The following is a 26,460-nucleotide window of genomic DNA, read 5'->3' as shown; positions in this document are numbered from 1 at the left end:
ATCGGCATGCGCGCTCTCCGTGCGATGGTCCTCGCCCTCGGCCTCGTCGTCCCGCCCGCGCGGCCGGCGGAGCCGGAGGGCACGTTGCGCTTCGCGTGGCCGGTGCGCGGCGACGCGACGATCGAGCTCTCCGACGAGCGGAGCGTGGGGGACGAGCGGCGGTCGGTCGTGATCGAGATGCACCTCCGCGTCGAGCCCGACTCGACGTCCGATCGCCTGGTCCTGCGCTTCTCCGACGCCCGCATCGTGTCGGTGGACAACGTCCCGATCGCCTCCGTGAACCCCGCGGGCATGAGAATCGCCGTCGCGCGCGTGATGAGGATCGCCACGCCGACGATCCTGGTGGACCGGGACGGCCGTTACGCGGAAAGCCGCGACCTCGACGGAGTCGCCCGCGGCGTCCTCGCCGCCGCTGGATTCCCCGGAATGCCGCCGGGTCTCGACTCCTTCAAGAACCTCCTTCGCGACGTCGCCAGCGGGGACTGGTACGCCTGGGTCGGAGCGTGGCTCGGAAGCCGGCAGAAACCGGGGGAGTGGACGCGGACGGAAAGCGCATGGGAGCTCGACGGCACGCGCGTGCCCGTGAAGGCGACGCGGCGAGGGCTGTCGTCGAGCGGCGCGGCGGGACGGACCCGGCTCGAGGCCGCGGCGGTCTATCCGTCGGAATCGGTCCGCCGGTACACGGGCGGGTTCCTCATCGACATGGCCCGCGAAGCCAGGGAGCTCGGAGACGGCGACACGGTCGCGAGCACTCGATTCCTGGAGCACGCGCAGTTCAGCCCCGTGACCGAGACGTTGACCGTGGATCTCGAGACCGCGACGATGCGACCGATCCTCGCCGAGCGGACGCGCACCTTCTCGGCCGTGGCCCGCGGTCACTGGGTCAGCGGAAGCGAGCGCCGCGCGCATCGCTTCACGTGGTCGCCCGGCTCCGAGCCACGCTGACGTTCCGGACGGCTCGATCCGGTTCTCCCTCAGGCCTTGAACATCCCCTGCAGCAACCGGTGCCACTTCACGTCCCTGCTGAAGCGCAACTCCGCGTAGTCCGGCGAGTAGTCCTCGCGATGGGGGTAGTAGATCGATACCCCGGTCGAGCGGGCGACGGAAGCCCCCGCGGTCGCGTTCCCGATGACGAGCGGCTCGGCGCCGCCCGGATCGAGTCCCGCTCGCACCTTCGCCGCCGCGGCCTGCACGGCGGCGCTCCGTGGAAGGCGCTTGGCGAGCTGCGCGGCGAAGTCTCCGAGGTCGACGTACTCCGGCATCTCGAATTTCTGCGCCCGGTCCCGGGCGAGGCTCACGGTCCCCGCGACCGCTTCGAGATCGGCGAGAAGCGCGACGGCCAGCTCGTCGACGGCCCCGGCCAGGGCGGTCACGCGGGAGAGGTCGAGGGCCGATTGCGTCGCCGCTTCGCCTCTGCGCTTGAAGTACCTACCGTACTCGACGACGATCCGCTTCGCGAGGTCCGCGGGGCTCGTCGCGGGCTTCCCGACCAGCGCCTTCAGGATCGCTGCGTAGGGCCACCCGGCGGCGGGCTCCGTTTCCTCGGAGCCGACCATGAAGCGAGCGCCGTCCTTCATCTCGTACGCGATCTCGATCATGTTCATGAGGCACGCGTCGCAGCCGAGGACGTCGAGCTTCCGTCCGGGAGGAAACGCCCTCGACACCGCGCTCCTGAGCTCGCGGTTGTCGAGGTAGTCGTGCGAGCCGCAATCGATCGCGATCGCGCGCGCGGCGGCGCCGCGCCGGTGGATCTTCGCCACGGTGGTGCGGAACAGCGAGCGCTTGAGGCGGCGGAGGCGCGCGGCGCGCGTCGGCTTGGCGAGGCGGATGGAATCGTAGTCGTAGTCCGCGGGGAGGTTCTCCCATCCGCCGCCGTGATTCCAGACGTCGAGCAGGTAGTGACGCGCGGGGAAGGTCTTCACGGCCCACTGCGCGAACCCGGCCAGGACCTTGGGATCGCCGCAGTCCACTCCGGGCATCTCCTGGATCGTCTTGAGCCGGTTCTTCTCGACGCGGTACCTCGTCGTCCGTTTCGACTCGGTGTCGAACTGGACGACGACGTTGACGTCCGCGGTCGAGCCGATGCGCTTCATCTCCCCGAGGTCCGAGCGCCCCGCGTCCTCGAGGTTGTTGTCGCCGGCCATGTACACGATCCAGGTCCACTGCGCGATCTCGCTCATCGATCGGTTCCTCCTCGCCGGGCCCGGCGCGGGCGCGGCCGCCGTGACCACGGGATCGCCTCGTCGAGCAGGGGCCTCGCGCCGACGAGCGCCGGCGTCTGCCGGTAGTCGAGCGCCCGGAGCCGGCCGGCGGTCCGCTCGGTGAGTTCACGGAACGTGGGATTCTGCCCCTGGCCGCGGACGATCCGGAGCACCTTGGCGAGGCAGTACGTGAACGCGCCGTAAGACGTCGCCCCGTCTCGATACTCGTAGGAGAGCTCGGCTTCCTGGCACGCCTCGAGGATCACGGGAAGATAGGCGCCGCGGTGGCGGAGCCTCTTGCGCTCGCGGTCGTAGGTCGACGACGGCAGGGAGCGCAGCGCCATCCCTCGGCCGAACCGGTGCGTGACGCCGCGCCGCCCGAGATACGCGCTCCCCACCTTCGACCCCGCGAGGGTCGGGTTCTGCGGCCGGAGCTTGCGCTCCCGCCACATCTGGAGCGTAAGATCCCACTCGAGCGCGCGGTGGCGGATGTCGTCCGGCGGCTCGATGCCGCGCGGACGGGCCCCGCCCTCGCGGTTCATCCCCCCGGAGTGGCAGCAGTCGAAGATCGCGACGAAGCGCGCGTCGTAGGGGAGCTGGCTGTAGAACTCGACGAACTGCTTGTCCCGGATGGCGCGCGCGGGGGTCCAGTCGAAGTCGTACGGCACGAGGCACTCGTCGAGATGGTCGACCTCCCCGCGGACGTCGTAGCTCGGGATCTGGGCGCCGTGCCCCGAGTAGAAGAGCACCCGCTCGGCGCCGCCGTCGACGTCGTCGAGGAGCCAGTGGAGGCGCTCGAGGATCCCTTGCGCCGTCGCCCGCTCGTCGAGGACCACGCGGATCTCCTCCGGGCCGAAACCGCACTCCTGGAGCACCGAGCTCATCAGGAACACGTCGTTGACGCACCCCTCGAGGCGGTTCGCAGGGTCGGGGTACGCGTTGATCCCGACCAGGAGGGCGCGGCGGTCGGGCCGCTTCGCGAAGCCCTGCATCGCGCGAAACGCGCGCGCCACGCTTCTCGGGGGGCCGCCGCCCGCGATCTCGGCCCACACCCGCGCCTGGGCGTCCGGGTGGCTCATGTAGCAGACGGGGTCGTGGTTGATGACGTCGTTCGGCTTGTCGAACTCCGTCAGGACCTCGACGAAGTTCGGCGCTTCAATCCTGAGCCGCGACGTGAAGACGCGGTCGGCGGGATTGAAGAGGTGATACCAGGCCCGGGCGTCGAGCGGCTCGATCCGCCCCGCGAACGCGTCGCGGACGAACGGGTTGCCGATCTGGGATCCGAATGTCAGGAGCGTCTTCCCCGCGAGGACCCCCGGGTTGCGGCGGAACGTGTCGTAGGCGATCAGAGAGCCGAGGCTGTGCGCGCACACGAGATCGGGCTCACGGTCCCTCATCGCCTGGAGGAGACGCCGGCGCAGCCCGTCGCGGAGGCCGTCCTCCGTGGCCCACTGCGCGATCATCCCGGCGGTCCAGCGGACCTGATCGGGAAGGTCGTGAAGCCCGCGCGCCCCGCCGAGGAAATCTCCGATTCCGTGGACGGCGCCGCTGGCCAGGATCTCCGCCAGCGCCCGGCCGTACACGGCGAGATCGAGCGGGGCGTGATCGAAGAGGTCGTCGTAGCGCAGGAACTCTAGGTCGACGGCGCACCCCGGCTGCCAGCGATGGACGACCTGGGTGATCGCGTCGGTCCACGACGGGACGAGCGACGCGTCCGCGTCGCCGTGGCCGATCCCGTGGACGCACAGGACCGAGAGTCGATCCGGGCGATGGGTTCGCATGACGGCCCTTTCGTCCCCGCTTCGAATCGGCCCGACCCTGGGGACCGTCCGAACGGAGGCCCGGCACCCCGAAGCATACTCCGGGAGACGTTGGCGGCGGCGGCCGGGGTTCGTGTATGGTCCTCGTGGCGGCCGTCGCCGCGTGGAGAATCCGAGCGATGTATCGACGACCGGTGACGATCCACTTCGACCAGGCCGACCCGGCCGGGGTTCTCTTCTTCGCGCGGCTCCTCGAGGTCGCGCACCGCGTCTACGAGGGGTTCGTGACCGACGAGCTCGGCACCTCGTGGGCGAGCTGGTTCCGGGACGCGAGCGTCGCGGTGCCCATTCGCCGCGCGGAGGCGATCTTCGAGCAGCCGCTCCGGCCGGGGAGGAGCTACGACGCCGAGATCCGGATCACCAAGATCGGGGAGTCTTCGTTCGAGGTGACGACGCAGTTCTTCGACATGGAGCAGGGGGAGCCGAAGCGGTGCGCCGAGACGCGGGTCACGCACGTCTTCGCCGACCTCGTTCGGGGGGCGAAGGTCCCGATCCCGTCAGACATCAAGGCCCGTATGGAGGCCCACTTCGAGCGCTAGCGCGTCCCGGCGCTTCTTGCCGAGCTCGTTCCTCGGGATCCGGTCGAGGAAGACGACGCGCCGCGGCCGCTCGAACGGGAGCAGCTCGGCTCTCGCGAACTCCCGCAGGGAGCGCGCCAGACGATCGAGCGCGGGGGGCGCGGCGAGCGCCGGGTCGCCGGACGCGACCACGAGCGTCAGCTCGTGGCCGAGCCTCGGATCGGGTCTCGCGACGAGGGCCACGTCGAGAACCCTCTCCCTGAGCCACGGGTCGCCGGCGGTCCATCCCTCGAGGCGCGACTCCACCCGAGGGAGGAGGACGATCTCCCCCAGGACCTTGACCGCCTCGCCGGCCCGGCCCCACACCTCGACGGAGCCGCCGGCCACGCGGCCGAGATCGTCCGTCTCGAGCCATCCGTCGCGCTTCGGGTCCCATGCCCGGACCGCGTCGCCCTCGATTTCCGCGTAGGCCGTCAGGAGCGACGTGGCGCGAATCTCGATTCTCCCTTCCTCTCCGCACCGGATCTCGGCGTGCGGCAGCGCGGCAAGGGCGGACGGCGGACCGGGTGCCTCGATCGACGCGAGGGGTGCGGTCGCGACCTGCGAGCAGGTCTCGGTCATCCCGTAGCTCGGGAGGCACGGCCAGCCCAGCGACTTCGCGGCCCGCCAGAGCGCGGGATCGAGCCGGTCGCCTCCGACGACGACGGCCCGGATCGCCGGCGGCGAGGGGATCTCCGCCGATACGAGGTCGTGGACCTGGGCCGGGACGAGCGCCGTCAGCGTGGCTCCGGCCGCCGCGGCGCGCTCCGCGAAGGTCCCGGGGTCCCAGCGCTCCTCGATCCCCGCGACGACCCGCGCTCCCGACAGCGAGGCCCGCGCGAGAATGCCGAGCCCGCCGACGTGGAAGAGCGGGAGGGCGTGGACCCACACGTCGTGCGAGCGCGAGTCGAGGTGTGCGTTGACCGCGCTCGCCGAGGCGAGGAAGGCCTCCTTCGAGAGCGCGACCCAACGGGCGCCCGCGGACCGGCCCGAGGTGCCGGAGGTCGCGACCCACACGTGCGCCTCGAGCCTCGGCAGGGCGCGCTTCGCGGCCGCGAGATCGCCGGGGCGCCGGAGCGCCCACTCGGGGTTCGCGACGACGGCCGGCTCGCGGTCGAGCCAGTCGAATCGAGTCTCGGCGTCGAAGTGGGAGCCGAGCTTCACGACGGCGCGCCCCCGGGCTCCTCCACACGTCACCTCCCCGGGATCGAGAGCCCGATCGCGAGGAGCACCGCGAAGGCGAGCTGGAGGAGCGCGCTCCGCGCGAGGAGCGGGTTGAATCGTGGGCTCGGGGGCTCTCTCGCCGCGCCGACCACGAGCGAGATCGCGAGCGGGAGCAGGGCGAGCGGGAGCGCCGCCGCCCAAGGGCGGCCCGCCGCGAGCCACGCCCCGCCGAGGACGAACGGCGCCAGCACCGTGACCGCGATCTCCGCCCGGGCGAACGGAATCCCGAATCGGGCCGCGAGCGTGCGCTTCCCCGCGGCGAGGTCTCCCTCGACGTCGCGGAGGTTGTTGATGGCGAGCAGCGTCGCGCTCTGGAGCCCCACCTGGAGCGACGCCACCTCGGACCACGGCGGCAGCGTCGATCGCGCGAGCACGAGGCACGTCCCCTCCACCGCGGCGAAGCCGAAGAACAGGAGCACGAACGCCTCGCCGAGGCCGACGTACGCGAGGGGGAGCGGGCCGGCGGTGTAGGCGTAGCCGGCGGCGACCGAGAGGAGCCCGATGACGAGCACCGGGATCCCTCCCGCGACGACCAGCGGGACGGCGAGGCACGCCGCGAGCGCGAAGAAGACCGCCGCCGCCGCCATGACCTGTCCGGGCGTCGCGAGCCCGCCCTGCGCGACGCGCAGCGGTCCGAGCCGCCCGTCGGCGTCGGCTCCCCTCGTGAAATCCGACGCGTCGTTGACGAGGTTCGTGCCGATCTGGATAGAGATCGCGGAGAGCAGCGCGAGGGCCGGGAGGTGGAGCGAGATCGGGCGCGGCCCAAAGGCCGTCGCGAGCGCCGTGCCGACCGTCACGGGGGCGACGCTCGCGGTCAGCGTCTTCGGGCGCGCGGCGAGGAGCCACACACGAGCGGACACTCTTGCCAACTCCGTCCTCCCGCGTGTCAGGGAACGCGGGTGAACTTCCTGAAGTCCGGCTTCCGCTTCTCCACGAACGCCTTCCTCCCCTCCTTCGCCTCCTCCGACATGTAGTAGAGGAGCGTCGCGTTCCCCGCGAGATCGAGGAGCCCGATCTGTCCGTCGCAGTCGGCGTTGAGCGCCGCCTTGAGGCAGCGGATCGCGAGGGGAGAGTGCTCCAGGATCTCGCGGGCCCACTCGAGGGTGACTCGCTCGAGGTCGGCGAGCGGCACGACGTGGTTGACGAGCCCCATGTCGAGCGCCTGCCGCGCGTCGTACCGGCGGCAGAGGTACCAGATCTCCCGCGCCTTCTTCTGTCCGACGATCCGCGCCAGGTAGCTCGATCCGAGGCCGCCGTCGAAAGAGCCGACCTTCGGCCCGGACTGGCCGAACACGGCGTTGTCGGCCGCGATCGTCAGGTCGCACACCACGTGCAGCACGTGGCCTCCGCCGACCGCGTACCCTGCCACCATCGCGATGACCGGCTTCGGGAGCGAACGGATCAGCTTCTGCAGGTCGAGGACGTTCAGCCGCGGCACCCCGCGCTCGTCCAGGTACCCTTGGTCGCCGCGGATCTTCTGGTCACCCCCCGAGCAGAACGCCTTGTCCCCGGCTCCCGTCAGGATGACGACGCCGATCGACGGATCCTCGCGACACGTCTCGAAAGCGTCGATCAGCTCGGCCACCGTCCGCGGGCGGAACGCGTTCCGCCGCTCCGGCCGGTCGATCACCACCTTGGCGACGCCGTCCGCCGTCTTGAGGAACCGGATGTCCTCGTACTCCTTGACCGTTTCCCACGCCGTCTGGCCCACCTCCATCACGTCCTCCTCGTCCCGTCGGCGTCGCCGCGGCGCGGGACGCGCTTGTCGACCCAGCTCGTGAAGGCCCTCGCGAACGCGGCGGGCGCGTCGAAGGGAACGCGATGGCCGGCCCCCGCGACGATCTCGACGTCCGCGGCGAGCCCGATCGCCGCGATCTCGCCGGCGAGACCCGCGAACTTCGCGTCGTCCCCCCCGGCGATCCAGAGGAGCGGCGCCCGCCACGCGGCCAGGCGGGGCCTGAAGTCGGGCTGCTCCGCGAGGGAGAGCCCCGTCATCGCCGCGGCGAGCGTCTCGCGCGAGGCGGGAAACCGGCGCCCCGCGCCCCGCGCGCCGCTCCGTGCCAGCACCGGCTGCGCGTCCCAGTCGCGCAGCACGTCCTCTTCCGGATCCTCGAGGAGCCGCCGCGCCCACTCGCGGTCGGCCGCCCTCCGCGCGAGGCGGGACCTCTCGTCGGAAAGACCCGGGTGGGCCGAGACGAGGCAGGCGGCGGCGAGCGCCCCCTCGCCCGCATCGAGCCCGGGGACGGCGAGCGCGAGTCGCGCACCGAACGAGTAGGCGGCGAGGATCGCGGGACGCAGCGTGTCGCGGGCCAGCACGTCGTCGACGGCGCGCCCGAGGGACGCGCCGACGGTGTCCCACCCCGCGCGAGTGCCGTCCAAGACCGGCCACAGGTCGATGGGACGGAGGCGTGCCCGCGGGAGGTGCGGGACGACGGGATCCCAGTCCGACGGCCGGCCGAGAAACCCGTGGATCGCCACCACCAGGAACCGCGGGGGAGGCGTCATGGCGGGACCGCCCCGCGCCTCAGCTCGGTCCAGAAGGCCGCCGTCTCGGCATCGTCGGGCCGACACTCGACGACCGCGAATCGGCCGAGGGGCGCGTCGGGGACTCCCTCGCGGTAGTCGGCGTCGAACAGCTTCGCCCACGCCTCGAAGCGAAGGGCGTGACGGTTCTGGTAGACGGGATTGGGGAACATCCGCTCGAAGATCCGTCCTCCCCCGTTGTTCACGACGACGATCCGGACCACGTGGCCTTCGAGGTGCCTCAAGGCCCAGAGCGACGCGAGATCGTAGAGGGCGGTCAGGTCACCGACGATCGCCCAGCTCTCGCGATCGGGCCCGGCGAGGCCGAGGAACGTCGACACCTGCCCGTCGATGCCGTTGGCGCCGCGGCTGTCCCGCACCCTCAAGCCGCGATCCTCCTCCCCCGCGTACTCGTTCCACTCCCGGATCGGGAGGCTGTTTCCGAGGTAGACGAGCGCTCCTCGCGGGATCGCGAGCGACAGACGCCGCACGAGCGCGGGCTCGCTGAAGGGGAACCGCTCGACGAGCGCCTTCGCCCTCGACGCGATCGCGCGGTCGCGCGCGAAGGTCGCCGCGAAGGCGGCCGGCGAGATCGCCGCTTCGACGCGGGAGAGCGGCAACGGCCCGCCGGAGTGCACCTCGAGATGGCGCCCACGCGTGAGCCCGCTCCACCGCCACCGCGACAGCGACAGGACCGGCGCCGCGATCGCGGCCTCGAGATCGCGCCAGACGCGAAACGACGGCACGCCGCCGAGGCGAAGGACCGCGTTCACCTCGCCGCGGTCGAGCGCGAGTCGGGCGGACAGGTTCCCACCCCGGAGCCGGAGCGCGCCGACACGCTCCCGAAGACCGGACGACGCCTCGACGATGACCGGCGCCCCGAGGGAGCGGCAGAAGGCCAGCACGTCCGCCGCGTCGCGCTCGTCGTCGAGCGGCCCCACGACGACGAGAGGACGATCGTGGCTCCTGAGGAAGGTGCCGACCTCGCGCGCGATCGCGGCGTCGGCGGGGGACGGCGGCAGGCCTCTTGGCCGCTCCTCGAGGAGCGGGCCGGCCCCGGCGCGCGCGCCGGGAAGCGGCTCGTCGAAGCACGCGTTGACGTGAACGGGGCCCCGCGGATCGCCGAGGCTCCAAGACGTCCCCGGCCGGTCGAGGTCGATCGCGCGCGCGACGTGGCGCCCGAGGAGGTCCGCCTGCTCGATCGATTGCGGCGCGCCGGTCCCTCGGTACGAGGCCGGGCGGTCCCCGGTGACGAGGACCAGCGGTACCCCCGCGTAGAACGCCTCGACGGCGGCCGGCAGCAGCTCGGCCGCCGCGGTGCCCGAGGTGGTCACGACCGCGACGGGGGCGCGATCGCGGCGCGCGCGGCCGAGCGCGAAGAACGCCGCCGCGCGCTCCTCGAAGAATCCGAGCACCGACGCGCGGTCGCGAGGCAGCGCGTCGAGGACCTCCACGATCGGCGCGTTCCGTCCCCCCGGGCATACGCAGAAGGTGCGCACGCCGGATCGCCACAGCCGCTCGACGATCTCGATCGCGAGCGCCTCGTTGACCCCGCCTTCCGCACCCGGCACCCCGGGAGCGCTCAGATCCCCCACAACGACCTCACGGCCCGGATCTTGTCGCACGCCTCCCGCCACTCGTCGTCGTAACGGCTCGAGGGGACGACCCCGCACCCCGCCCAGATCTCGAGCCTCCCGCCAAGGTAACGGATTCCTCGGATCGCGACCAGACAGCGGCCGGTCCCGTCGGGGTACCTGAATCCGAACGGGGCGCCGAAGCTCCCTCGCTCGCCCAGAGGGTCGATCTCCTCGAGCCAGCGCGATCCCGCGGCGCCTCGCGGGTAGCTCCCGAGCGCCGCGGTCGGATGGAGGTGCCGCGCGATCTCGTCGAAGGCAGGCCCGCCGGCCGTCTCGATCCCGACGACGGACACGAGGTGCTCGAGCGTCCCGAAGGCGCACGGCCGCGGAGCGGTCGCCTCGGGAGGGCCCCAGAGCGACATCCGCTCGACGAGGTCGTGGACGACGCGACCGTGCTCCTCGCGGATCCTCGGGTCGGAGAGGAGCGGCGGCGCCGCCGACCCGACGACGCGAGTTCCCGCGATCGCCTCCGACCGGATCGTGCCGCGTCCCCGACGATCGAAGAGGATCTCGGGGGTCGCGCCGACGATGAACTCGGACCCCGCGCCATCGCGCGCGGGACCCAGGAGGCCGTAAGGGTGCAGCCCCTCGGGCAGCGAGCCGATCCTCGACAGGAGCCGCCGGAACAGCGGCTCCGCTTCGTCGTCGGGCCACGCCGCGCAGGCCCGCGTGACCGGGACCCCTTTGAGGAGATCGCCGCGCGCGAACGACGCGGCGAGCGAGCGGTAGGCGCGCACGAACCTGGGCTCGTCGGGAGCGGTCCACTCCGGGAGCGATCCCGCCGGGCCCCGCCGCGAGAACTCCTCGAGAAAGGCGCGCAACGGGAGGGTGGCGCGGGCCTCGGAGGTCGGAACCCGCCAGGGCGCGGGGTCGGCGAGCCGGAAGTCGGGCGCGTAGAAAGCCCCCACCCCGTCGGGCGGGCTCGCGAGCCGGCGCAGATCCCCCTCGGCGACCGCGAGGGTGCCGGGCGACGTCTCGACGAACGCGACGGCGGAGCGCATGGCTCGGGATCCGCACTCCGGGATCGCCCCGCGCGATCGGCGCGACCGGGCCCCGGAGAGGCCGGGTACGATCATAACGGAGACGTCGACACGGCCTGTCCCACCCGGTACGATGTTGCGGTCGCGGGGGAACCCCCCTGGGGAGCGGATGAGGGTCGAGTCGGACACGAGGATCGTCGGGATCGGCGGAGCGCGCTTCGGCGGCCAGCGCTTCGCGCTGATCGCGGGTCCGTGCGCGGTCGAGTCGCGCGAGCAGCTCCTCTCGGTCGCGCGGCGCCTGCGTGAGGACGGGGCCCACGTCCTGCGGGGCGGCGTCTTCAAGATGCGCACCGACCCCAAGACCTTTCAGGGGCTCGGAACCGAAGCCCTCGAGCTGATCGACGACGCGCGGGAGGCGACCGGCCTCCCGTTCTTGGTGGAGGTGGCGTCGCCCGATCACATCGGGCTGCTCATGGACCACGTCGACGCGTTCCAGGTCGGCTCGCGCAACATGCACAACTCCTACCTGCTCAAGGAGCTCGGGGCGACGCGGAAGCCGGTCCTCCTGAAGCGCGGCTTCGCCGCGACCTTGAGGGAGTGGCTGCTCGCCGCGGAGTACGTCTCGGGCGCCGGGAACGAGTCGATCGTCCTGTGCGAGCGAGGGATCAGGACCTTCGGGACCGAGACGCGTAACACCCTCGACCTCGCCGGGGCCGTCTGGGCGCGGCAGCACTCGAGCTTCCCCGTCATCGTCGATCCGTCGCACGCGACGGGGCGCCCCGAGCTGATCGGTCCGATGTGCCTCGCGTCCGCCGCGGCGGGTCTCGACGGGCTCATGGTCGAGGTCCACCCGTCGCCCACCGGCGGGCGCGTCGACGGCTTCCAGGCGCTGACCCCCGAGGGGTTCCGCGCGATCGTGCGGGAGCTCGGGCCGGTGCTCGCGGCGGTCGGACGCGCGCCGTAGCCCCGCGGCCCCTCAGACCCGGTCCTGCCGCCGCCACAGCAGGTGATCGGCGAGCACGAGCCACGTCATCGAGCAGAGGACCGGAATGGCGCGCGGCACGATGCACGGATCGTGGCGTCCGCTCCTGGCGAACTTACGCACCGACGACGTCGGCTTGAAAGAGACCGAGAGCCTCAGCCTCTCTCCCGTCGTGATCCCCCCCCGAATGCCGCCGTACGGCTTCCCTCCCGCACGCGGGTCGTGGAACGCCGTCCCCTCCGCGCGGGCGGACGCGGAACCCGAGCCGATCTCGACCGCGGCAGTGGCGCCGGTCGACAGCATCGCGGACGCCAGGTCCGCCTTCAGCTTGTGGAACACCGGCTGGCCCAGGCCCGCCGGCGGGTTCTCGACCAGGATCTCGGCGGTCCCTCCCCAGCTCATCCCCTCCGTCTTCGCTCGATCGAGAAGCTCCACGATCGCCTCCGACCGCGTCGGGGAAGGGAAGCGTGCCGGGAACGCCTCGAGCCGGTCCTCGTCCATCGACGCCGCGCCGGTCCGGTCCACGTCCGACAGCGCGAGAGGGCCGATCGCGGAGGTGTAGCCGAGGACCGCGATTCGGGGCTCGAGGCAGCGTACGAGCATGCGGGCGACCGCTCCCGCCATCACACGGGCCACCGTCTCGCGCCCGGACGAGCGTCCGCCGCCCCTGGGGTCGCTCCGGCCGAACTTCACGAGCCAGACGTCGTCGGCGTGCCCCACGCGGGGGGCGTCCCGCAAGGCTTCGTAGTCCGAGGATCGCGCGTCGACGTTTCGTGTGAGGAGCGCGATCGGCGTTCCGAGGGTGAATCCCTCGAACACGCCGCTCAAAACCTCCACCCGATCCGGCTCGGCGCGTCCCGAACCGAACGCCTGGCCGGGGCGGCGCCGGGCCATCTCGCGCTCGAGCAGGGCCGCGTCCCACGGGACGCCCGCCGGACACCCGTCGATGACGACGCCGAGGCCCGGGCCGTGGCTCTCGCCGAAGGTGAGGATCTCGAACCGCTCGCCGAAACGGTTAGCGCTCATGGAGGCTCCAGAATCGCTGCTGGAGAGCCGCCTGCCGCTCCAGGAAATGCAGGCCGGAGAAGTACCTCGCCCCGCACGTCAGCGCGAACTCCCGACCGGGGGAGTCCTCCCGGTAGTCGAGATCGAAGACGAGGCGGGGCCCAAGCTCGGGACCCGGGGCGACGCACGCACCGGCGCGCGAGCGGGGCACGGCCCAGACCACGACGTCCCACGGGCCCGAAGCGAGGCTCCCGTCCCGCGGCTGTCCCGTCCTGGCGGAGAACGCCACGGCACCGGGAAACGCGCGGCGCATCGCCTCGAGGGTGCCACCGCCACCCCACAGCGCGATCCGGAGCGCGGCCAAGTCCGGGATCGCCTCGGCGCGCTTCCACTCCTCGACGCCAGCGGCGAGCCCCGGCACGTCGGTGTTCTCGCCGGTCCATGCCGCTTCTCGCCCTTCCCGGAGCAGCGTGTTGACGGCGCCGGCCTCGGCGGCGAGCGGCGATGCCGAGGCGCCCACGAGACGGAGCGCCGCGCGCTTGAGCGGAGCGGTGACCGATGCGAACCCGAGGCCGAGCTGCTCCAGGACGGCGATCGCCTCGTCGAACTCGGTCTCGGCGACGCGGATCGCGTAGTAGGACGCCCCCCGCGAGAGGGCCCACGCCAGGTGGAGCGCCGGCGAGCGGCTCGCCGCCACCGGGTCGCCGAGCACCGCGCCGAAGCGTGAGAGGCCCGGCCGCTCGTCGAGCCACTCCAGCAGCGTCGGCTGATCGGGAGCGCCCACCGGCCCCGCGTCCCCGCCGTCCCGCACGAATCCCATCGCCTGCCGGCCCTTCTGCCGAAGCCGGTACCAGCTCCACCGTCCGTCCGGCGAGCGGGGAAGAAACGACCGGCGGTGGGGATCGCGCCGTTGCCACGCGTCGCCCGCCGCGAGCTCCGCGAAGTCGCGAACCTCCGGCGCCGCCTTGAGCCGCGGCGTCCCGGCAGGGGCCGTCTCAACGAGCCGGTCGAGCGCGCTCCTAAGGCTCTCGCCGGGGAGCCGCTCGTGGAGCGACGCGATCGTCGGGCGCAGTCCCTCGGGTGGCGGTCCCAGCTCGAGCGCCCAGTCGACCTCGATCGGCGGATCGAGGTCTCGAGGGACGGGAGCGCCGGGGACGCGGAAGCTCACGACGAGTCGCTCGTCGGGAATCCCGTCGCGCGCGGCGAGCATCCGGTCGGGCGGGAGCAGGTCGTCGCGGAGCTCGACCCGCTCGATCCCCCAGTCCCGCCTCGCCTCCCAGTACTGCGCGATGCCCGCGGGTCGCACGAGGGCGGAGGGCGGCATCGTGAGCCACGCGCCGAGACGCGCCCGGCCGAGGAGGAGGAGGTCGCGCTCCGAGCCCGCGGTCTCGGGGAGGCCCTCGCGCAGCACGAGCTCGCGGTCGGCGATCGCGCGAAACCGTGCGCCACGATCCCGCGCGCGCGACCGAAACTCGGCCAGAGGCGTGGCCGACGCGTCGAGCCGCGGCCGGTCGAGGAAGATCCGGCCGTCGTCGTCGGTGCGTCGCCGCACCCAGATCACCCTCGTCAGCGGCGAGCGGAAGACGGGCAGGTCGAACGCCTCGAACCCCGCGCCGAGGGCGATCGCGGCCGGCTCCCCGCGGCGGCGCGCGGCCGCGAACTCGTCGAGGACCGCTTCCAGCGTGCGCCGCTCCAGCGCTCGGAACCGCGCCTCTCCTCCCGCCTCGAAGAGGTCCGGGATCGGGACACCCTCTCGTCTCTCGATCTCTCCGTCGAGGTCGAGCGCGTGGAGCGCGATCCCCCGGTCTCGCGCCGCGACGAGGAGCCGCCTCAGGAGGGACGACTTCCCGACCCCCCGCTGCCCCGCGAGGAACGTCGTCTCGGCGAGGCCGCCGCCGAGGACGATCGGCCAGTACTCGGGGAAGCTCTTGTCGACCACCTCTTTGTGGAGGATCTCGATCGGGGCGCCGGCGGCGGCGGCGACGTGCGCCGCCATCGCGAGACGGTGGTCCCCCGCCGGATCGTACGCGCGCTCCGCTCCGAAACGCGGCTCGCCCTCCTCGATCCGGAGCCCGTCGGGAAGGACCGTCGCCTCGCGGCCGACGAGGGCGACGAGCTCCGCCGTCTTGCGGATCCGATCCGACTCCTTGTGGGCGAGGTGGGGCGCGCCGGCGAGGCGGCTCGGCCCCGAAGCGAAGGAGGCGAGGACCGCGAGCACCGGGAAGAGATCGGGCGAGCGGCCGAGGTCGACGTCGATGCCCTCGAGCGCGCGCACGCCGCCCGCGGGCGACCTCACCTCGAGCACGCCGTTCCGGTCGCGGCAAACCGGCGCGCCCATGCGAAGCAGGATCCCCACGAACGCGGCGTCCGGCTGGAGAGACTCCGCCGGGAACTGGTGAATTCGTGCGCGTCCGGCGACGGCGGCGAGCGCCGCGAGCGCGAAGGCGGAGCTGAGGTCGGGCTCCAACCGAAGGCGCGTCCCCGCCGCCGGGTGCTGCATCGGGGGCACGCTCAGGATGGTTCCGCTCCGGCGCCACTCCATTCCGGCGCGGCGCAGCATCTCGAGCGTCATCGAGAGATACGGCTCGCTCGGCCCGTCCTGCCCGGCCTCCAGCGTCAGGGAGAAGGGGAGATCCCAAGCCGACAGCAGAACCGCCGAGGCGAACTGGCTCGAGACGTCCCGCGAGACCCGGACCGGACGCCCCGGATCGCGCCAGCCGCGCCCTTCGACGACGACGACGCGCCTCGCGCGATCGCTCGAGACGCGGATCCCGAGCGGCGCGAGCGCGTCGAACAGGCCGTCGTGCGGCCGCGCGAAGAGGGAAGGGCCGCAGGCGAGCTCGTGGCGTCCGGGTATCCGCGAAGCTCGGGCGGTCAGGAAGCGGAAGACCGTGCCTCCCTCGCCGCAGTCGAGCGATGCGCCGGTCCCCATCACGCGGAGCGCCTCTTCGAGGCGCCGCACGTCGTCGCAGCTCGAGCGTCCCCGTACCTCGACGCGCTCCTCGAACGAGCGGATGACCGCGGCGCGGTTGAACATCGATTTCGAGGCCGGGATCTTGCCGTCGAAGTCGAGCGGCGGCCGTCGCGGGCTCACGGCAGGACCCAGCCCTGCCGCACCATCTCGGCGAGGAGATCCGCGAATCGGACCGCCTCGATCCGCGGCTTCCCCCAGCCCTCGAGGAACACCTCCCGAACGCGGGACGCGGAGATTGCTTTCTTGTCGCGGGAGAGGAGGCGAGCGGCGGCGAGCCTCGGGATCGGGCGCACGCCGGGAGGGAGGCCGCTCCCCGTCGGTCCGAGGCGTGTCGCGAGGAACTCGCGAAGGTCGCCGGCCGCACGACGCGTCAGGAGCCCGCGGCGTTCGCTCCAGGCGACCGCGAACGCGACGCCGTGAGCCACCGCGACGCCGTGAGCGACGCCGCTCCAGGCTTCCAGGACGTGGCCGGTCGTATGGCCGAGGTTCAAGAGTCGCCGCGGCCCGCCTCTCTCCTCGGGGTCGCGCGCGACCACGCGGAGCTTCGCGCGAACGGCGGGCTCGAGGTACTTCCACAGCAGCTCGCCGTCCGGCGCCGGATCCCGTGCCATCGCGCGGGCCCACGCCCCCCCGTCGAGGATCGCGATCTTCGCGAGCTCGCCCCAGGCCTCACGGGCCCGCTCCGCCTCCTGAAGGTCGAGGAGCCGACGTACGAGTCGGACCTCGCTCGCCGGGTGGAACGTCCCGATCGCGTTCTTGGCGCCGCCCGCGTTCAGGGCGGTCTTGCCGCCGTGGGCGGAGTCGATGGCGGCGAGCCAGGTCGAGGGGACCAGAACGAGGTCGACTCCCCGGAGCCACACGCTCGCGAAGAACCCGGCGAAGTCGCCGACGGAGCCGCCCCCGATCGCGACGACGCGGAGCCTCGAGCGATCGGTCGCGGGGAGAGTGGCGGCCGCCCACTCCACCAGGCGGTGAAACGTCGGGAGCGTCTTCAGTTTCTCTCCGGCTCGCACGGGATAGACCCGAGGGAACCGCACGAGCCACCGCGCGAGGCCCGCCGAGAGCGACGGGAGCTTCGCGTCGCAGATGACGAGCGCCTCGCCGCGAGGACGGAGGTCCGGCAGGCGGTCCTCGAAGACGAGGCGGCTCGCTGAAGACGGACGGCGCATGCGACCCTCTCCCGACCGATGCTCTACGTCCCCCCGGCCGTGAGGCCTCTCTCCGTCACCAGGTACACCGCGAATGTACCGAGCCAGTGCCCGCCCTCGTAGTGCTCGCCGGTCACCGACCTGAGGCCGGAATCCCGGTGCGCGGCCGCCGCGGCCCTGAGCGCGGGAATCCGCTTGTCGGCCGAGGGGAGTCCCGCGACGATCCCCTCGAGCATCCAAGCGCGGCTCAGGTTGAGCCCGTCGAGGTGGGCGAGCTTTCCGTCCGACGGGTCCGTGACGACCGCGGGGGCCAGCCATCGCGACGACGCGACCGTGGGGATCTTCGGCAGGAAGCTCCTGAGCCAATCCGAGTAGCGCGGGGGAGGGAGGACCCGCCGCACGACGTCCGCCTCGGCGAGGCAGGGGGAGAGGAAGTCCTGTCCTGACGGCTCGTAGCCGATCGGGCAGTCCCGGTCGCGGAGGTAGTAGTCGCGGATGCGCGCCTCGACCAACGCCGCGGCCTCGCGGTCCCCGGCGCCTCGCGCCCAGTCGAGGGCCAGGCCGAGCGCGAACGCGGTCTGGTCGTGCTCGCCGACGCGGATCGGACGGGACAGCTTCGGAAGCCACTCGGCGAGGCGCTTCCAAGCCGCCCGCTCCAGCGGCGCGAGGTTCAGGGACCAGGTCTTCGCCTCCGGGTCGTTCCACTCCCGTAGCTCGGCGGCCAGCTCGAGGAGCCACGCCAGGCCGTACGGGCGCTCGAACGTCCCGCGCCCGTTTCCCTCGAGGTAGACGACCTCGGCGGCGATCTTCACGGGCGTCAGGCTCCGGGCGAGGGCCGAGCGGGATGCCGGAGCGAACGGGGCGTCCGGAAACGTCCTGGCGAGACGCGCGAGGAGCCAGTGCCCGTGCACGGCCGAGTGCCAGTCGAAGCAGCCGCAGAACGCCGGGGTCAGCTCGCGCGGCGGCTTGACGTCCCCGTCCCCGTTCATCACGTGCGCGATCTTGTTCGGGTACTCCTTGCCGACGCAGTCCAGGGCGAGCTTGGCGAAGCGCCCCGCGTCGGCCGAGGAGAGGCCCACCTCCGCCTCGGCCGGCGCGGCCGGAGCGGCGGCGGGCACCGGAGCCCCGGGCGCGGCCGCGATGGCATGCCGGGCGGCGGACGGGACGAGGGTGGCGGCCATGGTGAGGACGAAGTGGAGTTTTCGCATGCGTCGATGCTAAGCGGCCTCTCGGCGAGTTGGCAAGACGCGCTCGGGGCGCCCCGCCCCTTGCGCCGGAGACCGCGGCGGCCTACATATCCCCCGTGGCCGACCGCGTCTTTGGAGCGCTGCTCTTCCTGCCGGTCCCGGCGGTCCTGTGGCTGTTCACGCGGACGCCGATCGGGGCGGCGGGGTCGCTCGTTCTGGGAGTCGCGCTGATGGTCACGCACCGGCTCTACGCGCGCCCGTTCGCGCTGCGTCGCGCGGCCCGGAGATGCCTCTGGTGCGGCGGCGGCGCGTCGGGAGGTCCGGGATTCGACGTCGCCGAACCGATCGGGAGCGGCCCGTGGCGCGCCTGCACCGGCGGGCACCGCGAGCGTCTCGATCGGGTCCTCGGTTGGGCCGACCGGCGGACGTGGCTCCTCCGCGCCGGGATCCTCGGCACCCTCGCGCTCTACCTGCCGGCGATGCTGTTCGCGGGGACGGGACGCCTCGGTCCCGTGACCGGCGCCGACGCCGCCGCGCTGTTCAAGCTCGGCGTGAGTCTCACGGTGCTCCCGCTCGGCTGGCTCGCCCCTTGGCGCGGGGTGCCGCGCCCGGGCGGCGCCAGCTCCCCGTTCCCCGTCCACGTCCAGGCGCTGATCGGGACTTGGGCCACGCTCTGGTTGTTCCGCCTCGTCGGTCTCGTCTGGCTGGTCCAGGCTGCGTGGCACCTCGGCGCGAGGATTCTGCGATGAGGCGAGCGGCGATGGCGTCCCTCTGCCTCGTCGCCGCCGCGGCCGGCTGCTGCGGCGGCAAGGAGCCCGTGGTCCGGCGCGCCGCATCGCCCGTCGTCGGGGCCCAGCCGTCGCCGTACCCGGTGAGCGCACGCGGCGGGACGCCTGCGACCGGCCCGGGGAACCGGTACAACGACTGCGAGCGGATCTACTGCCTCGCGCACGGCGAGAACTTCTTCGTCGACCACTTCCTCGCCGGGCACACCGGCTGGATCCTGCACGACGCCCGCCGCGGCGACGTATTCGTTCCGCGGTACCGCACCGAGGGGCCGGCGTTCCCCGACGCGGGCGGCGCGGCGCTCCTGCTCTGCGGAAGTCACGTCCACCCCTATTTCCTCGGCCGCGAACGGGGGCCGGTCCACCGCACGGGGTACAACCGCACGCTCGGTTACGGTCGCGACCACTTCGCCGCGTACGGGACGCGGCTCGACCCCTGCTGCATCAACGGGCTCGGCTGGGGGTTCCTCCACTCGGCGAACCCCCGGCTCTTCGCGTTCCACGACCTCGGCCCGTACCGCGACCAGCCCGAGATCGGCTGGCACCGCCCCTTCGCCGCGCGTCCGAGGTGACGCCGCCTCTCGAAGCCGAAGCGGTGTCGCGGTGTCCCCACCGCAGCCAGGCCCTTTCGTCTTGTCGATCCGCCGAGGCGAGGGATAGACTGCACCGATGAAGCTCGCTCGGAGACGAGATTGAGATGACGGAGCCGAAGCGCGCGGTGGAGCGGGCGGTCCTGTCGGTCCTGGCGTGCGCCGCGGTGGCCTTTTTCTTCCTGCCGCTCTTCCGGTTGCAGGTTCCCATCAAGCACGACCGGACCGTGCGCGGCCCGGACCTGGTGACCGAGGCGACCCGAGTGGTCCGGGACCTCCGCACGGAGGCCGAGACCGCGACCGACGACGCCGGGGATCAGGAGGCGGCCGCGGAGAAGGTCGCCGAGAGCCCGATGGCCCGCCGGACGCCGCCCGCCGTGCGCCTCACCTGGCTCCTCGCGCTCTGGCTCCTCGGATCCACCGCCTGCGCGGCGGTCGTGCCGCTCCTCGCGATCCGGGGGGCTCGCGGCGCGCGAGCGCTCTCGGCCGCGGGAGCGGTCCTCGCCCTCGCGGCGCTCGTCCACATCTCGCTGATCAACTGGCAAGTGCACGGGATGTTCGCGGACCCCGGAGGGCGCCACGGCTTCCACCCGCTCGACAGCCTCCGGGACCGCGCCGCGAGCGGTCTCGTCGCCCGCTTCGAGATGCAGCCCGGCGCCGGCCTGTACGGGATGGCGGGCTGCCTCGCCGCCGCCGTCGCCGCCACCACGCTGATCTCCGCCGCGCGGCGGGTCCCGTCCGAGCCGACCCCACCCTGACCCGGTCAGCTTCCCTTCCGGTCCTCCGGCGCCTTCTTCTCACCGGTCTTCGGCTTCTTCTCGTCGGCCGGCTTGTTCTTGCTCTCCGCGGCCTTCTCCTTGCGCTCGCGCTCCTGCCGCTTCTCGAGCAGGAGCTTCTCGCGCTTCGTCTGCTCGTCCATCGCGCGCCGCTCGTCGTCCTGGCGCTTCTTCAGCTCCTCGGGGGGGGCACTCGCCGGGGCGCTCTTGGCCTCCGTCTGATGCCGGCGCCCGAGCGCCGAACGCTCCGCCGCGTGGCGGCGCTCCAACTCGCGAGCCTCCGCCTGCTGGCGGCGTAGCACCTGCTCGGGAACGGCGGCCGGGGTCTCGGCCGCGGCGCGGGGCGGTGGACCCGGGCGCGCGGCCCGCTGCTCGCGCTGCGGCTCTTCGGGGCGCCGCGGGGGCGTCTGCGGCGTCCCTACCGCGAGGTCGGGCGCCGCGCGCCCGGGCGAGCCGCCCTCGTTCCGGACGGCTCCGCGCGGCGCGCGGGACGGCGGGGGATCCTTCATGGCCGGGCGGAACACGTGGAGATCCTGGCCGACCCACTTCGAGTGGCGATCCTTCCCGGGGGCGCCCTCGTCGACGATCTTGACCGGGGCGACGCGGCGGTGGCTCTCCCGCTCGATCTCCGCCACGTCGATGCCCCGGACCACGACACGATTCCGGACGACGGCGTAGTTGGTTTCATTTCGCGTGACCCGCGCCAGCGTGACGTTGCGGGCGACCGGTGCGATCCTCACGCCGATCCTCGGGTCGAGGATGTCGCGCTCCTCGACGAACCCCCACCAGAACGGCTGGATGATCACGTCCAGATCGACGCCGCCCAGATCGAGGCCGATCCCCGCCCTGAAGACGGCCCGGGGAGGAAGCGGCGCCCAGCCGACCCAGCTGTCGCCGTGGCGCCACGCGACCCACGCCGGCGCCCACTCGTGGCCGGGCACCCAGACCCATCCGCGATCCGAATCGAAGAACCAGCGGCCGTAGTGGCAGGTCGCCCACCCCCACGGCTCGTCGGACTTCCAGAACCACCCGTCGTCGGTGTAGATCCAGTGTCCCACCGTGTAGGGGCGCCAGGCCGGGTCGACCGTCGAGGGATCCCAGACCCAGCCGTAGGGATCCTGCCAGAACCACTCGCCGTACGGCGCCAGGCCGTCGTAGAACGCCCCGAAGTCGTCGTCGGCCGCCGCGTCCGGAACGGCGGGGGGCGGAGGTGGAGGCGGAGGCGGCATGTCGACCCGCCTCGCGGGCCCTTCGCGGACCGCCACCACGCACGCGCCGCAAAACACCATCAGCCCGACGAAGGCCGCGAGTCCCAGGAGCTTCCACAGCGGAGTTCGCATGATCCTCCTCATTCCCCTCGTGACGCGGCTAATATAGCTCCTCGACAACGGAGAATGCTCCGGGGGAGGAGAACGTGAAGAAGGTGGATCCGACCAGCCTGGCCGTCCGGCCGTTCGAGCTGCTGGACCTCGAGTGGGCGCTTCTCGTCGCGGGCAGGGAACGCCCGAACCCGATGACGGTCTCGTGGGGCGGGCTCGGCACCCTTTGGCAGCGCCCGGTCGTCACCGTCTACGTCCGGCCGACGCGCCACACGTTCTCGCTCCTCGACGCGCATCCCGAGTTCACCTTGAACTTCCTCCCGGAGTCCCGGCGCGAGGCGATGGACGTGTGCGGGACGCGATCCGGGCGCGACCTCGACAAGTGGCGCCTGGCCGGGATCGAGAAGGTCCCGTCCGAGCGCGTCGCGGTCCCTCGCGTGGAGGGCGCCGAGCTGTCGCTCGAGTGCCGGGTCCTGTCCACCGTCGACGTGGACCCGTCACGATTCCTGGACCCGGAGATCGAGGAACTGTACCCGCAGCACGACTACCACCGGCTGTTCTTCGGCGAGGTGCTCGCGGCCTGGGCCGAGGAGCGGTTCGTGGCGGGCCGGGGCGGCCGATAGCCGTGGGCCCGCTCAGGAGATCGACTCGACGAAGCTCGCCCAGGGGGCCGGAGGGAGGAGGAGGCGAATCCCCATGCCGGCGGGGCGGCGCCCTTCGGGCCGGCGGCGGCTCCACATCACGAGGCCGCGGAGATGCATCGTGCATCCGCGGACCTCGACGAGGATCCTGAGGGGCGACCCCGCCTCGCTCGGCGACGCGGCCGCGATGAACATCCCCTCCGCCGACACGTTCGCGGTCGCGCCGAGATCCGAAGCGCGCAGCTCGCCGTACCGGACCGGGAGGGCGACTCGCCACCGCTTTCCGGCCAGGTTCGAGGAGGACGGCTTCGCAGGGAACTCGAATCGCTCGGCCGCCGTCGCGACCTGCACCAGCATCCCCCGGGCGGCCGACGGCCGCCGCGCGCAATGGCCCTGGATGAAAGCGACCGCCTGCCTCTCGGCCTCCTCAGCGGTGTCCGAGACGAACTTCAGGGTCGTCCGCCCTCCCGGCGCCGTCCACAGCACGTTCGGGTAGGTCACGATTCGGGCGCGCCACCGTCCTCGGGTTCGGGCGATCAGGACCCCGACGTCTTCGGTCCCTCGCGCCGTCCTGACCCGCATCCTCGCGCCCGGCCTCTCCGGACCCGCCGCCGGGGCGTCACCGGGACATTCCGACGACGACTCGTGAAGGATGCCGCAAGACTCGCAAGCGCCGTGCATCGTGCCCCCGCCCTGCGCCGGCCGGGATCCGCCTCCTCGACGGACCGACGGCGCGCGCCCACGGCGGTGACGCGCAAGGTCCATGCCGGGATCGCGCACCGCGAGATCTCGCCTCGGCCCGGCATTCGGTCCGCCCGGCCGTCACGGACTCGCACCCCGCGTTTCGATACCGTGATCCGGAAAGCACCGCGCTCGACCGCGAGCGCTCAGGAGCGCGGGCGCGGCGGGCGGCTCACCGCGGCCAGCCTCACCGGCGGACCGGGAAGCATACCCACCAGGATCTCCCCCGCGTCGTTTGCCGGGCCGAGACCCATCGCGCCGCCGTCGAGCGTCAGCCTGACGTAGCCCGCTCCCAGCTCGCTCCGGTAGACGAGCGGCGCGCCATTCCAAGCGGAATCCAGGCGGAAGAGCGTCGTGAAGGCCCACGGGAACATGCTGTAGGGCCCGGTCAGCACCACCGTCCGCGCGCCGCCCCGGACCATCCGGACCGCCTGGCCGGCCACCTCGACCTGGTTTCCGATGGTGGGCCCGTACGTGGGCGACAAGTCGCCGCCGTTGCGGTGCAGCGCAAGCGAGAGGTCGAGCAGCAGCACGGTCATGACGGCGAGGTAAAGACCGAAGACGATCCGCGCGATCAGGAACTTCCAGACGGCACGTCCGCACAGCAGCAGCAGCAGTAGCACTCCGCAGGCGCTGCCGGCATAGAAGTGCGGGTGGAGCTGCCGGCGCAGCACCACGAACATCAGGAGCGCGAAACCGAAGATCGACAGCCCGAGCGCCGCGGCCCGGCGAGCGCCGTCCGCCTCGTCGCGGGACGCGCTTCGTCGGCGCAGAAGCAGCCACCCGGCGATCGCGATGCCCGCGAGGACCGCAGCGATCGCCGACCCCGAGACGAGCGCGAGAGCTTCGCGCGTGGAGCCGTTCAGCAGCCCCGCATTCGCCGAGAGAGTCGGATCGTAGTACTCGTGGAATCCCAGGAAGGAGAAGATCCCGCCGCTCGTCAAACCGGCCCCGAGCGCCGATCCGAGGGACGTGTGCTCTCCCCGTCCGAACTGGACGACGTGCACGACGTACCACGCGTAGGGAACGCACAGGACCGCTCCCGCCACGACGGCGGGCAGAGCCCGGCGCCACTCGCGGAGCAGCCAGCGGCCGTCGAGCCAGAGCAAGCAGAGCGAGAAGCCGGCCAGCGTCGGCAGGCTCATGAGGTGGATCCCTGCCAGTGCCGCCAGCGGCAGCACGACCGCAAGCAGCCGCCAGCCGGAGCGCCGGCGGCCGAACCCGAGATAGGCCGCCACGGCCCAAACCGAAACCGGGATCTGGAAGACGAGATCCCACAGCATGCGATCGTAGAGCCAGAGAAAGGGCGAGACCGCGACGGTCAGCGCGAGCCACCGGCTCGCGCCGACCCAGCGGCAGATGAGCAGGACGCCTGCCAGGGTGGCCACGAAGGACAGCAGGGACTTCAGGAGCACGATCGCGACCACGTCGTGGGTCGCCATCAGCGCGATCTGGTAGAGCCAGGTCGGCAGCGGCCCGTAGCGCACACCGACCGTGCCGAGCGCCCCCTCGGTCGCGAGGCGGTCGGTGCGATCGGCGTCCAGCGCGGCGTGCAGCAACGCGGGCTCGTCGTTGATGAAAGGCGCGTCGCCGGGCCACATCAGGTGTAGGCGGAGGCACGCCGCGACGGCGAACCAGAAGAGCCCGGTCACCCACGCTTCCCGGCCGCGCGGTCGGAGCCGCACCTCACTTCCCCCACAGCGCCCGAACGGCTTCCGCGAGTCGGCGGTATTGCGCGACGTCGTTGTAGAGCTGAGCCGAGACCCGGATCAGGCGGCCACCCCCCGAAGGCCGCGGGAAGAGCCAGGTCTCGATCCGGTGACGCTCGAAGAACCGATCCATGAGTCCGTCGGGGTCGAGCGCTTCGGCATCGGAGCCGGGCCGGGGTGGAGGCAGCGGGATCGAGGCCATCGACCCGATCATCGAGTCGGGGCAGGCGGGCGCGACGCCGAAGGCGCCGGAGACGATGTCGCGGGCCGACAGGCAGAGTTCGTGGTTGCGGGCCATGACCGCCGTCCACCCGCCGCGGAGGAGGCCGCCGAGGAAGCGGATCGCCTCGGGGATCGCGAGCCACGGTGCCGGGTCCCGCGTTCCCGTCCAGTCGAACTCCAGGCGGAACCGGGAGCGTCCCCTGAGGGCGGAGTCGTGGCCGTGACTGATCGCCAGGGGATGGACGCGGTCCTTGAGGTCGCGCCGCACGTGGAGGAAGGCGGCTCCCCTGGGCGCGCACAGCCACTTGTGGGCGTTTCCCGCGTAGTAGCCGGCCCCGAGCCCGTCGAGCTCGAGCGGGACCATCCCGGGCGCGTGCGCGCCGTCCACCAGCGTCTCGACCCCGGCGCGAAGCAGCTCCCGCACGAGCCGCCGGATCGGGAAGATCAGGGCGGTCGCGCTGGTGACGTGTTCCAGGAGGGCGAGGCGCGTCCTCGGCGAGACGCGCGCCAGCACGGCGTCCAGCACCGCATCCTCGCTCTCGATCGGGAACGGGACCGGCGCGATGACGACGACGGCCCCCGCCCGGGCCGCGGCGAACGCCAGCGCGTTCCGGCACGCGTTGTAGACGTGGTCCGTCGTGAGCAGCTCGTCCCCCGGCTCGAGCGGGAGCGACGCGAGGACCGTGTTGACCCCCGTGGTCGCGTTCGGAACGAACGCGAGATCGTCCGCCGCGGCGCCCACGAAGCGCGCCAGCTCCTCCCGCGCCGCGTCGAGGAGCGGCGTAAGGTCGCGCGCAAGGAAGCGGAACGGCTCGCGCTCGATCCGGCGCCTCACCTCCTCCGCGAACTCGACCACCGGGGCGGGGCAGGCCCCGAACGACCCGTGGTTGAGGTAGTCGATGCCGGGGTCGAGCGAGAAGCAGGACGCGAGGGAATTCACGAGGTCAGTCTACCAGCGGCGAAGCGGCTCACGCGGAGAGGCGGGACGTCCCCGTCTTCTCCTTCGCCTCGTCCTCGGTGTCGATGTCGAGAGCGAGCGACAGGCCGTCGAGGATGGGCAGCGAAGCGCGCCGGTCCGGGTGGCGCTCCCGGTGACGCCGCTTCACGAAGATGCTGCGCACCGCGTCCTCGAGGTCGGCGAGGGTCGCCCGCCCCCTGCGGAGCTTCAAGCTAGCCGCGATCCCGGCTCCGAGGGTGTCGCGCGTCAGGGTCGGGAGGCGGCCGCCGAGGAGGTGGAGGAGGTCCTGGACCAGGATGCCCCCGACGAGGCCCCCGACCGACACCACCAGTCGGTTCAGGGAACCAACTGCGCCCGACCACTGATCGAGCTTTGCTCGACTTGCCGAAAAGACGCTTGCGCGGCGACGCCGGACTTTTGCAGCTCGGCGTTCATCTGCGCGGTTTTCTGCCGCGCCTGATCGACCATCGCTTCGTAATTC

The 26,460-nt window shown here is 72.5% G+C and carries 24 protein-coding genes; 7 read left to right on the top strand and 17 right to left on the bottom strand.

Annotation, left to right across the window (positions count from 1 at the left end; genetic code table 11):
• The first annotated feature begins 6 nt into the window (after positions 1-6).
• The gene (locus LAO51_04195) at positions 7-945 is read left to right on the top strand and encodes a hypothetical protein (GenBank protein MBZ5637941.1); all 939 of its coding nucleotides are present in this window, start codon (positions 7-9) and stop codon (positions 943-945) included.
• Positions 946-974: 29 nt separating this feature from the next.
• Here the strand turns inward: LAO51_04195 and LAO51_04190 are convergent, their stop codons facing one another.
• Positions 975-2,180 (bottom strand): hypothetical protein, encoded by a 1,206-nt coding sequence (locus LAO51_04190; protein ID MBZ5637940.1) that lies wholly within the window; start codon positions 2,178-2,180, stop codon positions 975-977.
• A complete protein-coding gene (locus tag LAO51_04185) occupies positions 2,177-3,982 on the bottom strand; it encodes a caspase family protein (GenBank protein MBZ5637939.1) in 1,806 nt (601 codons plus the stop codon). Before LAO51_04185 ends, LAO51_04190 begins: the two co-directional genes overlap by 4 nt.
• A gap of 158 nt (positions 3,983-4,140) precedes the next feature.
• On the opposite strand from LAO51_04185, the gene LAO51_04180 reads away from it, so the two are divergent.
• The gene (locus LAO51_04180) at positions 4,141-4,560 is read left to right on the top strand and encodes a thioesterase family protein (protein ID MBZ5637938.1); all 420 of its coding nucleotides are present in this window, start codon (positions 4,141-4,143) and stop codon (positions 4,558-4,560) included.
• On the opposite strand, the gene LAO51_04175 is transcribed toward LAO51_04180, so the two are convergent.
• The 6 genes from LAO51_04175 to LAO51_04150 are packed head-to-tail and all read right to left on the bottom strand — an operon-like array spanning position 4,519 to position 10,963.
• Positions 4,519-5,742, bottom strand: coding sequence for an AMP-binding protein (locus tag LAO51_04175; protein MBZ5637937.1), 1,224 nt, complete (start codon positions 5,740-5,742; stop codon positions 4,519-4,521). The two genes, LAO51_04180 and LAO51_04175, sit on opposite strands and share 42 nt — an antisense overlap.
• Before the next feature lie 29 nt (positions 5,743-5,771).
• Positions 5,772-6,671, bottom strand: a complete 900-nt coding sequence (gene menA, locus LAO51_04170) for a 1,4-dihydroxy-2-naphthoate octaprenyltransferase (protein ID MBZ5637936.1) — start codon at positions 6,669-6,671, stop codon at positions 5,772-5,774.
• A 17-nt stretch (positions 6,672-6,688) separates the two neighbouring features.
• Positions 6,689-7,519, bottom strand: a complete 831-nt coding sequence (menB, locus tag LAO51_04165; protein ID MBZ5637935.1) for a 1,4-dihydroxy-2-naphthoyl-CoA synthase — start codon at positions 7,517-7,519, stop codon at positions 6,689-6,691.
• Positions 7,519-8,307 carry an alpha/beta fold hydrolase gene (locus LAO51_04160; protein ID MBZ5637934.1) on the bottom strand — a complete coding sequence of 263 codons (789 nt, stop codon included), beginning with the start codon at positions 8,305-8,307 and terminating at the stop codon, positions 7,519-7,521. The genes menB and LAO51_04160 overlap by 1 nt, the downstream gene beginning before the upstream one ends.
• Positions 8,304-9,920 (bottom strand): 2-succinyl-5-enolpyruvyl-6-hydroxy-3-cyclohexene-1-carboxylic-acid synthase, encoded by a 1,617-nt coding sequence (gene menD / locus LAO51_04155; protein ID MBZ5637933.1) that lies wholly within the window; start codon positions 9,918-9,920, stop codon positions 8,304-8,306. Before menD ends, LAO51_04160 begins: the two co-directional genes overlap by 4 nt.
• Positions 9,908-10,963 carry a chorismate-binding protein gene (locus tag LAO51_04150; GenBank protein MBZ5637932.1) on the bottom strand — a complete coding sequence of 352 codons (1,056 nt, stop codon included), beginning with the start codon at positions 10,961-10,963 and terminating at the stop codon, positions 9,908-9,910. The genes menD and LAO51_04150 overlap by 13 nt, the downstream gene beginning before the upstream one ends.
• A gap of 148 nt (positions 10,964-11,111) precedes the next feature.
• Here LAO51_04150 and aroF point away from each other — a divergent pair, with 148 nt between their 5' ends.
• Entirely contained in the window at positions 11,112-11,906 is a 795-nt protein-coding gene (gene aroF / locus LAO51_04145) for a 3-deoxy-7-phosphoheptulonate synthase (protein ID MBZ5637931.1), read from the top strand.
• A gap of 12 nt (positions 11,907-11,918) precedes the next feature.
• Here aroF and aroC read toward each other — a convergent pair whose 3' ends face one another.
• From aroC to LAO51_04125, 4 genes are read right to left on the bottom strand one after another with little or no spacing between them, the layout of a single operon-like run.
• The gene (aroC, locus tag LAO51_04140) at positions 11,919-12,950 is read right to left on the bottom strand and encodes a chorismate synthase (protein ID MBZ5637930.1); all 1,032 of its coding nucleotides are present in this window, start codon (positions 12,948-12,950) and stop codon (positions 11,919-11,921) included.
• Positions 12,940-16,023, bottom strand: a complete 3,084-nt coding sequence (locus LAO51_04135) for a hypothetical protein (GenBank protein MBZ5637929.1) — start codon at positions 16,021-16,023, stop codon at positions 12,940-12,942. Before LAO51_04135 ends, aroC begins: the two co-directional genes overlap by 11 nt.
• On the bottom strand, positions 16,020-17,072 hold the full coding sequence (locus tag LAO51_04130) for a 3-dehydroquinate synthase (GenBank protein MBZ5637928.1): 1,053 nt from the start codon (positions 17,070-17,072) through the stop codon (positions 16,020-16,022). The genes LAO51_04135 and LAO51_04130 overlap by 4 nt, the downstream gene beginning before the upstream one ends.
• Before the next feature lie 23 nt (positions 17,073-17,095).
• Positions 17,096-18,232, bottom strand: a complete 1,137-nt coding sequence (locus LAO51_04125) for a DUF2891 domain-containing protein (GenBank protein ID MBZ5637927.1) — start codon at positions 18,230-18,232, stop codon at positions 17,096-17,098.
• A 122-nt stretch (positions 18,233-18,354) separates the two neighbouring features.
• Between LAO51_04125 and LAO51_04120 the strand changes: the two genes are divergently transcribed.
• From LAO51_04120 to LAO51_04110, 3 genes are all read left to right on the top strand, one after another.
• Positions 18,355-18,987, top strand: a complete 633-nt coding sequence (locus LAO51_04120; protein MBZ5637926.1) for a hypothetical protein — start codon at positions 18,355-18,357, stop codon at positions 18,985-18,987.
• A complete protein-coding gene (locus LAO51_04115; GenBank protein ID MBZ5637925.1) occupies positions 18,984-19,595 on the top strand; it encodes a hypothetical protein in 612 nt (203 codons plus the stop codon). Before LAO51_04120 ends, LAO51_04115 begins: the two co-directional genes overlap by 4 nt.
• A gap of 125 nt (positions 19,596-19,720) precedes the next feature.
• Positions 19,721-20,371: a hypothetical protein gene (locus LAO51_04110; GenBank protein MBZ5637924.1), complete on the top strand. Its 651-nt coding sequence runs from the start codon at positions 19,721-19,723 to the stop codon at positions 20,369-20,371.
• 5 nt (positions 20,372-20,376) lie between these two features.
• Here LAO51_04110 and LAO51_04105 read toward each other — a convergent pair whose 3' ends face one another.
• Entirely contained in the window at positions 20,377-21,729 is a 1,353-nt protein-coding gene (locus tag LAO51_04105) for a hypothetical protein (GenBank protein MBZ5637923.1), read from the bottom strand.
• Positions 21,730-21,803: 74 nt separating this feature from the next.
• Here LAO51_04105 and LAO51_04100 point away from each other — a divergent pair, with 74 nt between their 5' ends.
• Positions 21,804-22,331, top strand: coding sequence for a flavin reductase family protein (locus LAO51_04100; GenBank protein ID MBZ5637922.1), 528 nt, complete (start codon positions 21,804-21,806; stop codon positions 22,329-22,331).
• 12 nt (positions 22,332-22,343) lie between these two features.
• On the opposite strand, the gene LAO51_04095 is transcribed toward LAO51_04100, so the two are convergent.
• From LAO51_04095 to LAO51_04080, 4 genes are all read right to left on the bottom strand, one after another.
• Positions 22,344-22,931: a hypothetical protein gene (locus LAO51_04095; GenBank protein MBZ5637921.1), complete on the bottom strand. Its 588-nt coding sequence runs from the start codon at positions 22,929-22,931 to the stop codon at positions 22,344-22,346.
• A gap of 305 nt (positions 22,932-23,236) precedes the next feature.
• Positions 23,237-24,775: a hypothetical protein gene (locus LAO51_04090; GenBank protein ID MBZ5637920.1), complete on the bottom strand. Its 1,539-nt coding sequence runs from the start codon at positions 24,773-24,775 to the stop codon at positions 23,237-23,239.
• Position 24,776: 1 nt separating this feature from the next.
• Positions 24,777-25,961, bottom strand: a complete 1,185-nt coding sequence (locus LAO51_04085; GenBank protein ID MBZ5637919.1) for an aminotransferase class V-fold PLP-dependent enzyme — start codon at positions 25,959-25,961, stop codon at positions 24,777-24,779.
• Between the two features lie 28 nt (positions 25,962-25,989).
• Complete coding sequence (locus LAO51_04080; GenBank protein ID MBZ5637918.1) at positions 25,990-26,307, bottom strand: hypothetical protein; 318 nt, start codon at positions 26,305-26,307, stop codon at positions 25,990-25,992.
• Positions 26,308-26,460 lie beyond the last annotated feature (153 nt).

This window comes from Terriglobia bacterium (assembly GCA_020073205.1).
Classification (GTDB): Bacteria; Acidobacteriota; Polarisedimenticolia; order Polarisedimenticolales; family JAIQFR01; genus JAIQFR01.
Note: the sequence above shows the minus strand (reverse complement) of the source record. Positions and strands in the feature narration are given on the sequence as shown.

Coding starts and splice junctions, on each gene's coding strand:
- LAO51_04195 (MBZ5637941.1), top strand. CDS start 7: ATGCGCGCTCTCCGTGCGATGGTCCTCGCCCTCGGCCTCGTCGTCCCG.
- LAO51_04190 (MBZ5637940.1), bottom strand. CDS start 2,180: ATGAGCGAGATCGCGCAGTGGACCTGGATCGTGTACATGGCCGGCGAC.
- LAO51_04185 (MBZ5637939.1), bottom strand. CDS start 3,982: ATGCGAACCCATCGCCCGGATCGACTCTCGGTCCTGTGCGTCCACGGG.
- LAO51_04180 (MBZ5637938.1), top strand. CDS start 4,141: ATGTATCGACGACCGGTGACGATCCACTTCGACCAGGCCGACCCGGCC.
- menB (MBZ5637935.1), bottom strand. CDS start 7,519: ATGGAGGTGGGCCAGACGGCGTGGGAAACGGTCAAGGAGTACGAGGAC.
- LAO51_04160 (MBZ5637934.1), bottom strand. CDS start 8,307: ATGACGCCTCCCCCGCGGTTCCTGGTGGTGGCGATCCACGGGTTTCTC.
- LAO51_04150 (MBZ5637932.1), bottom strand. CDS start 10,963: ATGCGCTCCGCCGTCGCGTTCGTCGAGACGTCGCCCGGCACCCTCGCG.
- aroF (MBZ5637931.1), top strand. CDS start 11,112: ATGAGGGTCGAGTCGGACACGAGGATCGTCGGGATCGGCGGAGCGCGC.
- aroC (MBZ5637930.1), bottom strand. CDS start 12,950: ATGAGCGCTAACCGTTTCGGCGAGCGGTTCGAGATCCTCACCTTCGGC.
- LAO51_04130 (MBZ5637928.1), bottom strand. CDS start 17,072: ATGCGCCGTCCGTCTTCAGCGAGCCGCCTCGTCTTCGAGGACCGCCTG.
- LAO51_04125 (MBZ5637927.1), bottom strand. CDS start 18,232: ATGGCCGCCACCCTCGTCCCGTCCGCCGCCCGGCATGCCATCGCGGCC.
- LAO51_04115 (MBZ5637925.1), top strand. CDS start 18,984: ATGAGGCGAGCGGCGATGGCGTCCCTCTGCCTCGTCGCCGCCGCGGCC.
- LAO51_04110 (MBZ5637924.1), top strand. CDS start 19,721: ATGACGGAGCCGAAGCGCGCGGTGGAGCGGGCGGTCCTGTCGGTCCTG.
- LAO51_04105 (MBZ5637923.1), bottom strand. CDS start 21,729: ATGCGAACTCCGCTGTGGAAGCTCCTGGGACTCGCGGCCTTCGTCGGG.
- LAO51_04095 (MBZ5637921.1), bottom strand. CDS start 22,931: ATGCGGGTCAGGACGGCGCGAGGGACCGAAGACGTCGGGGTCCTGATC.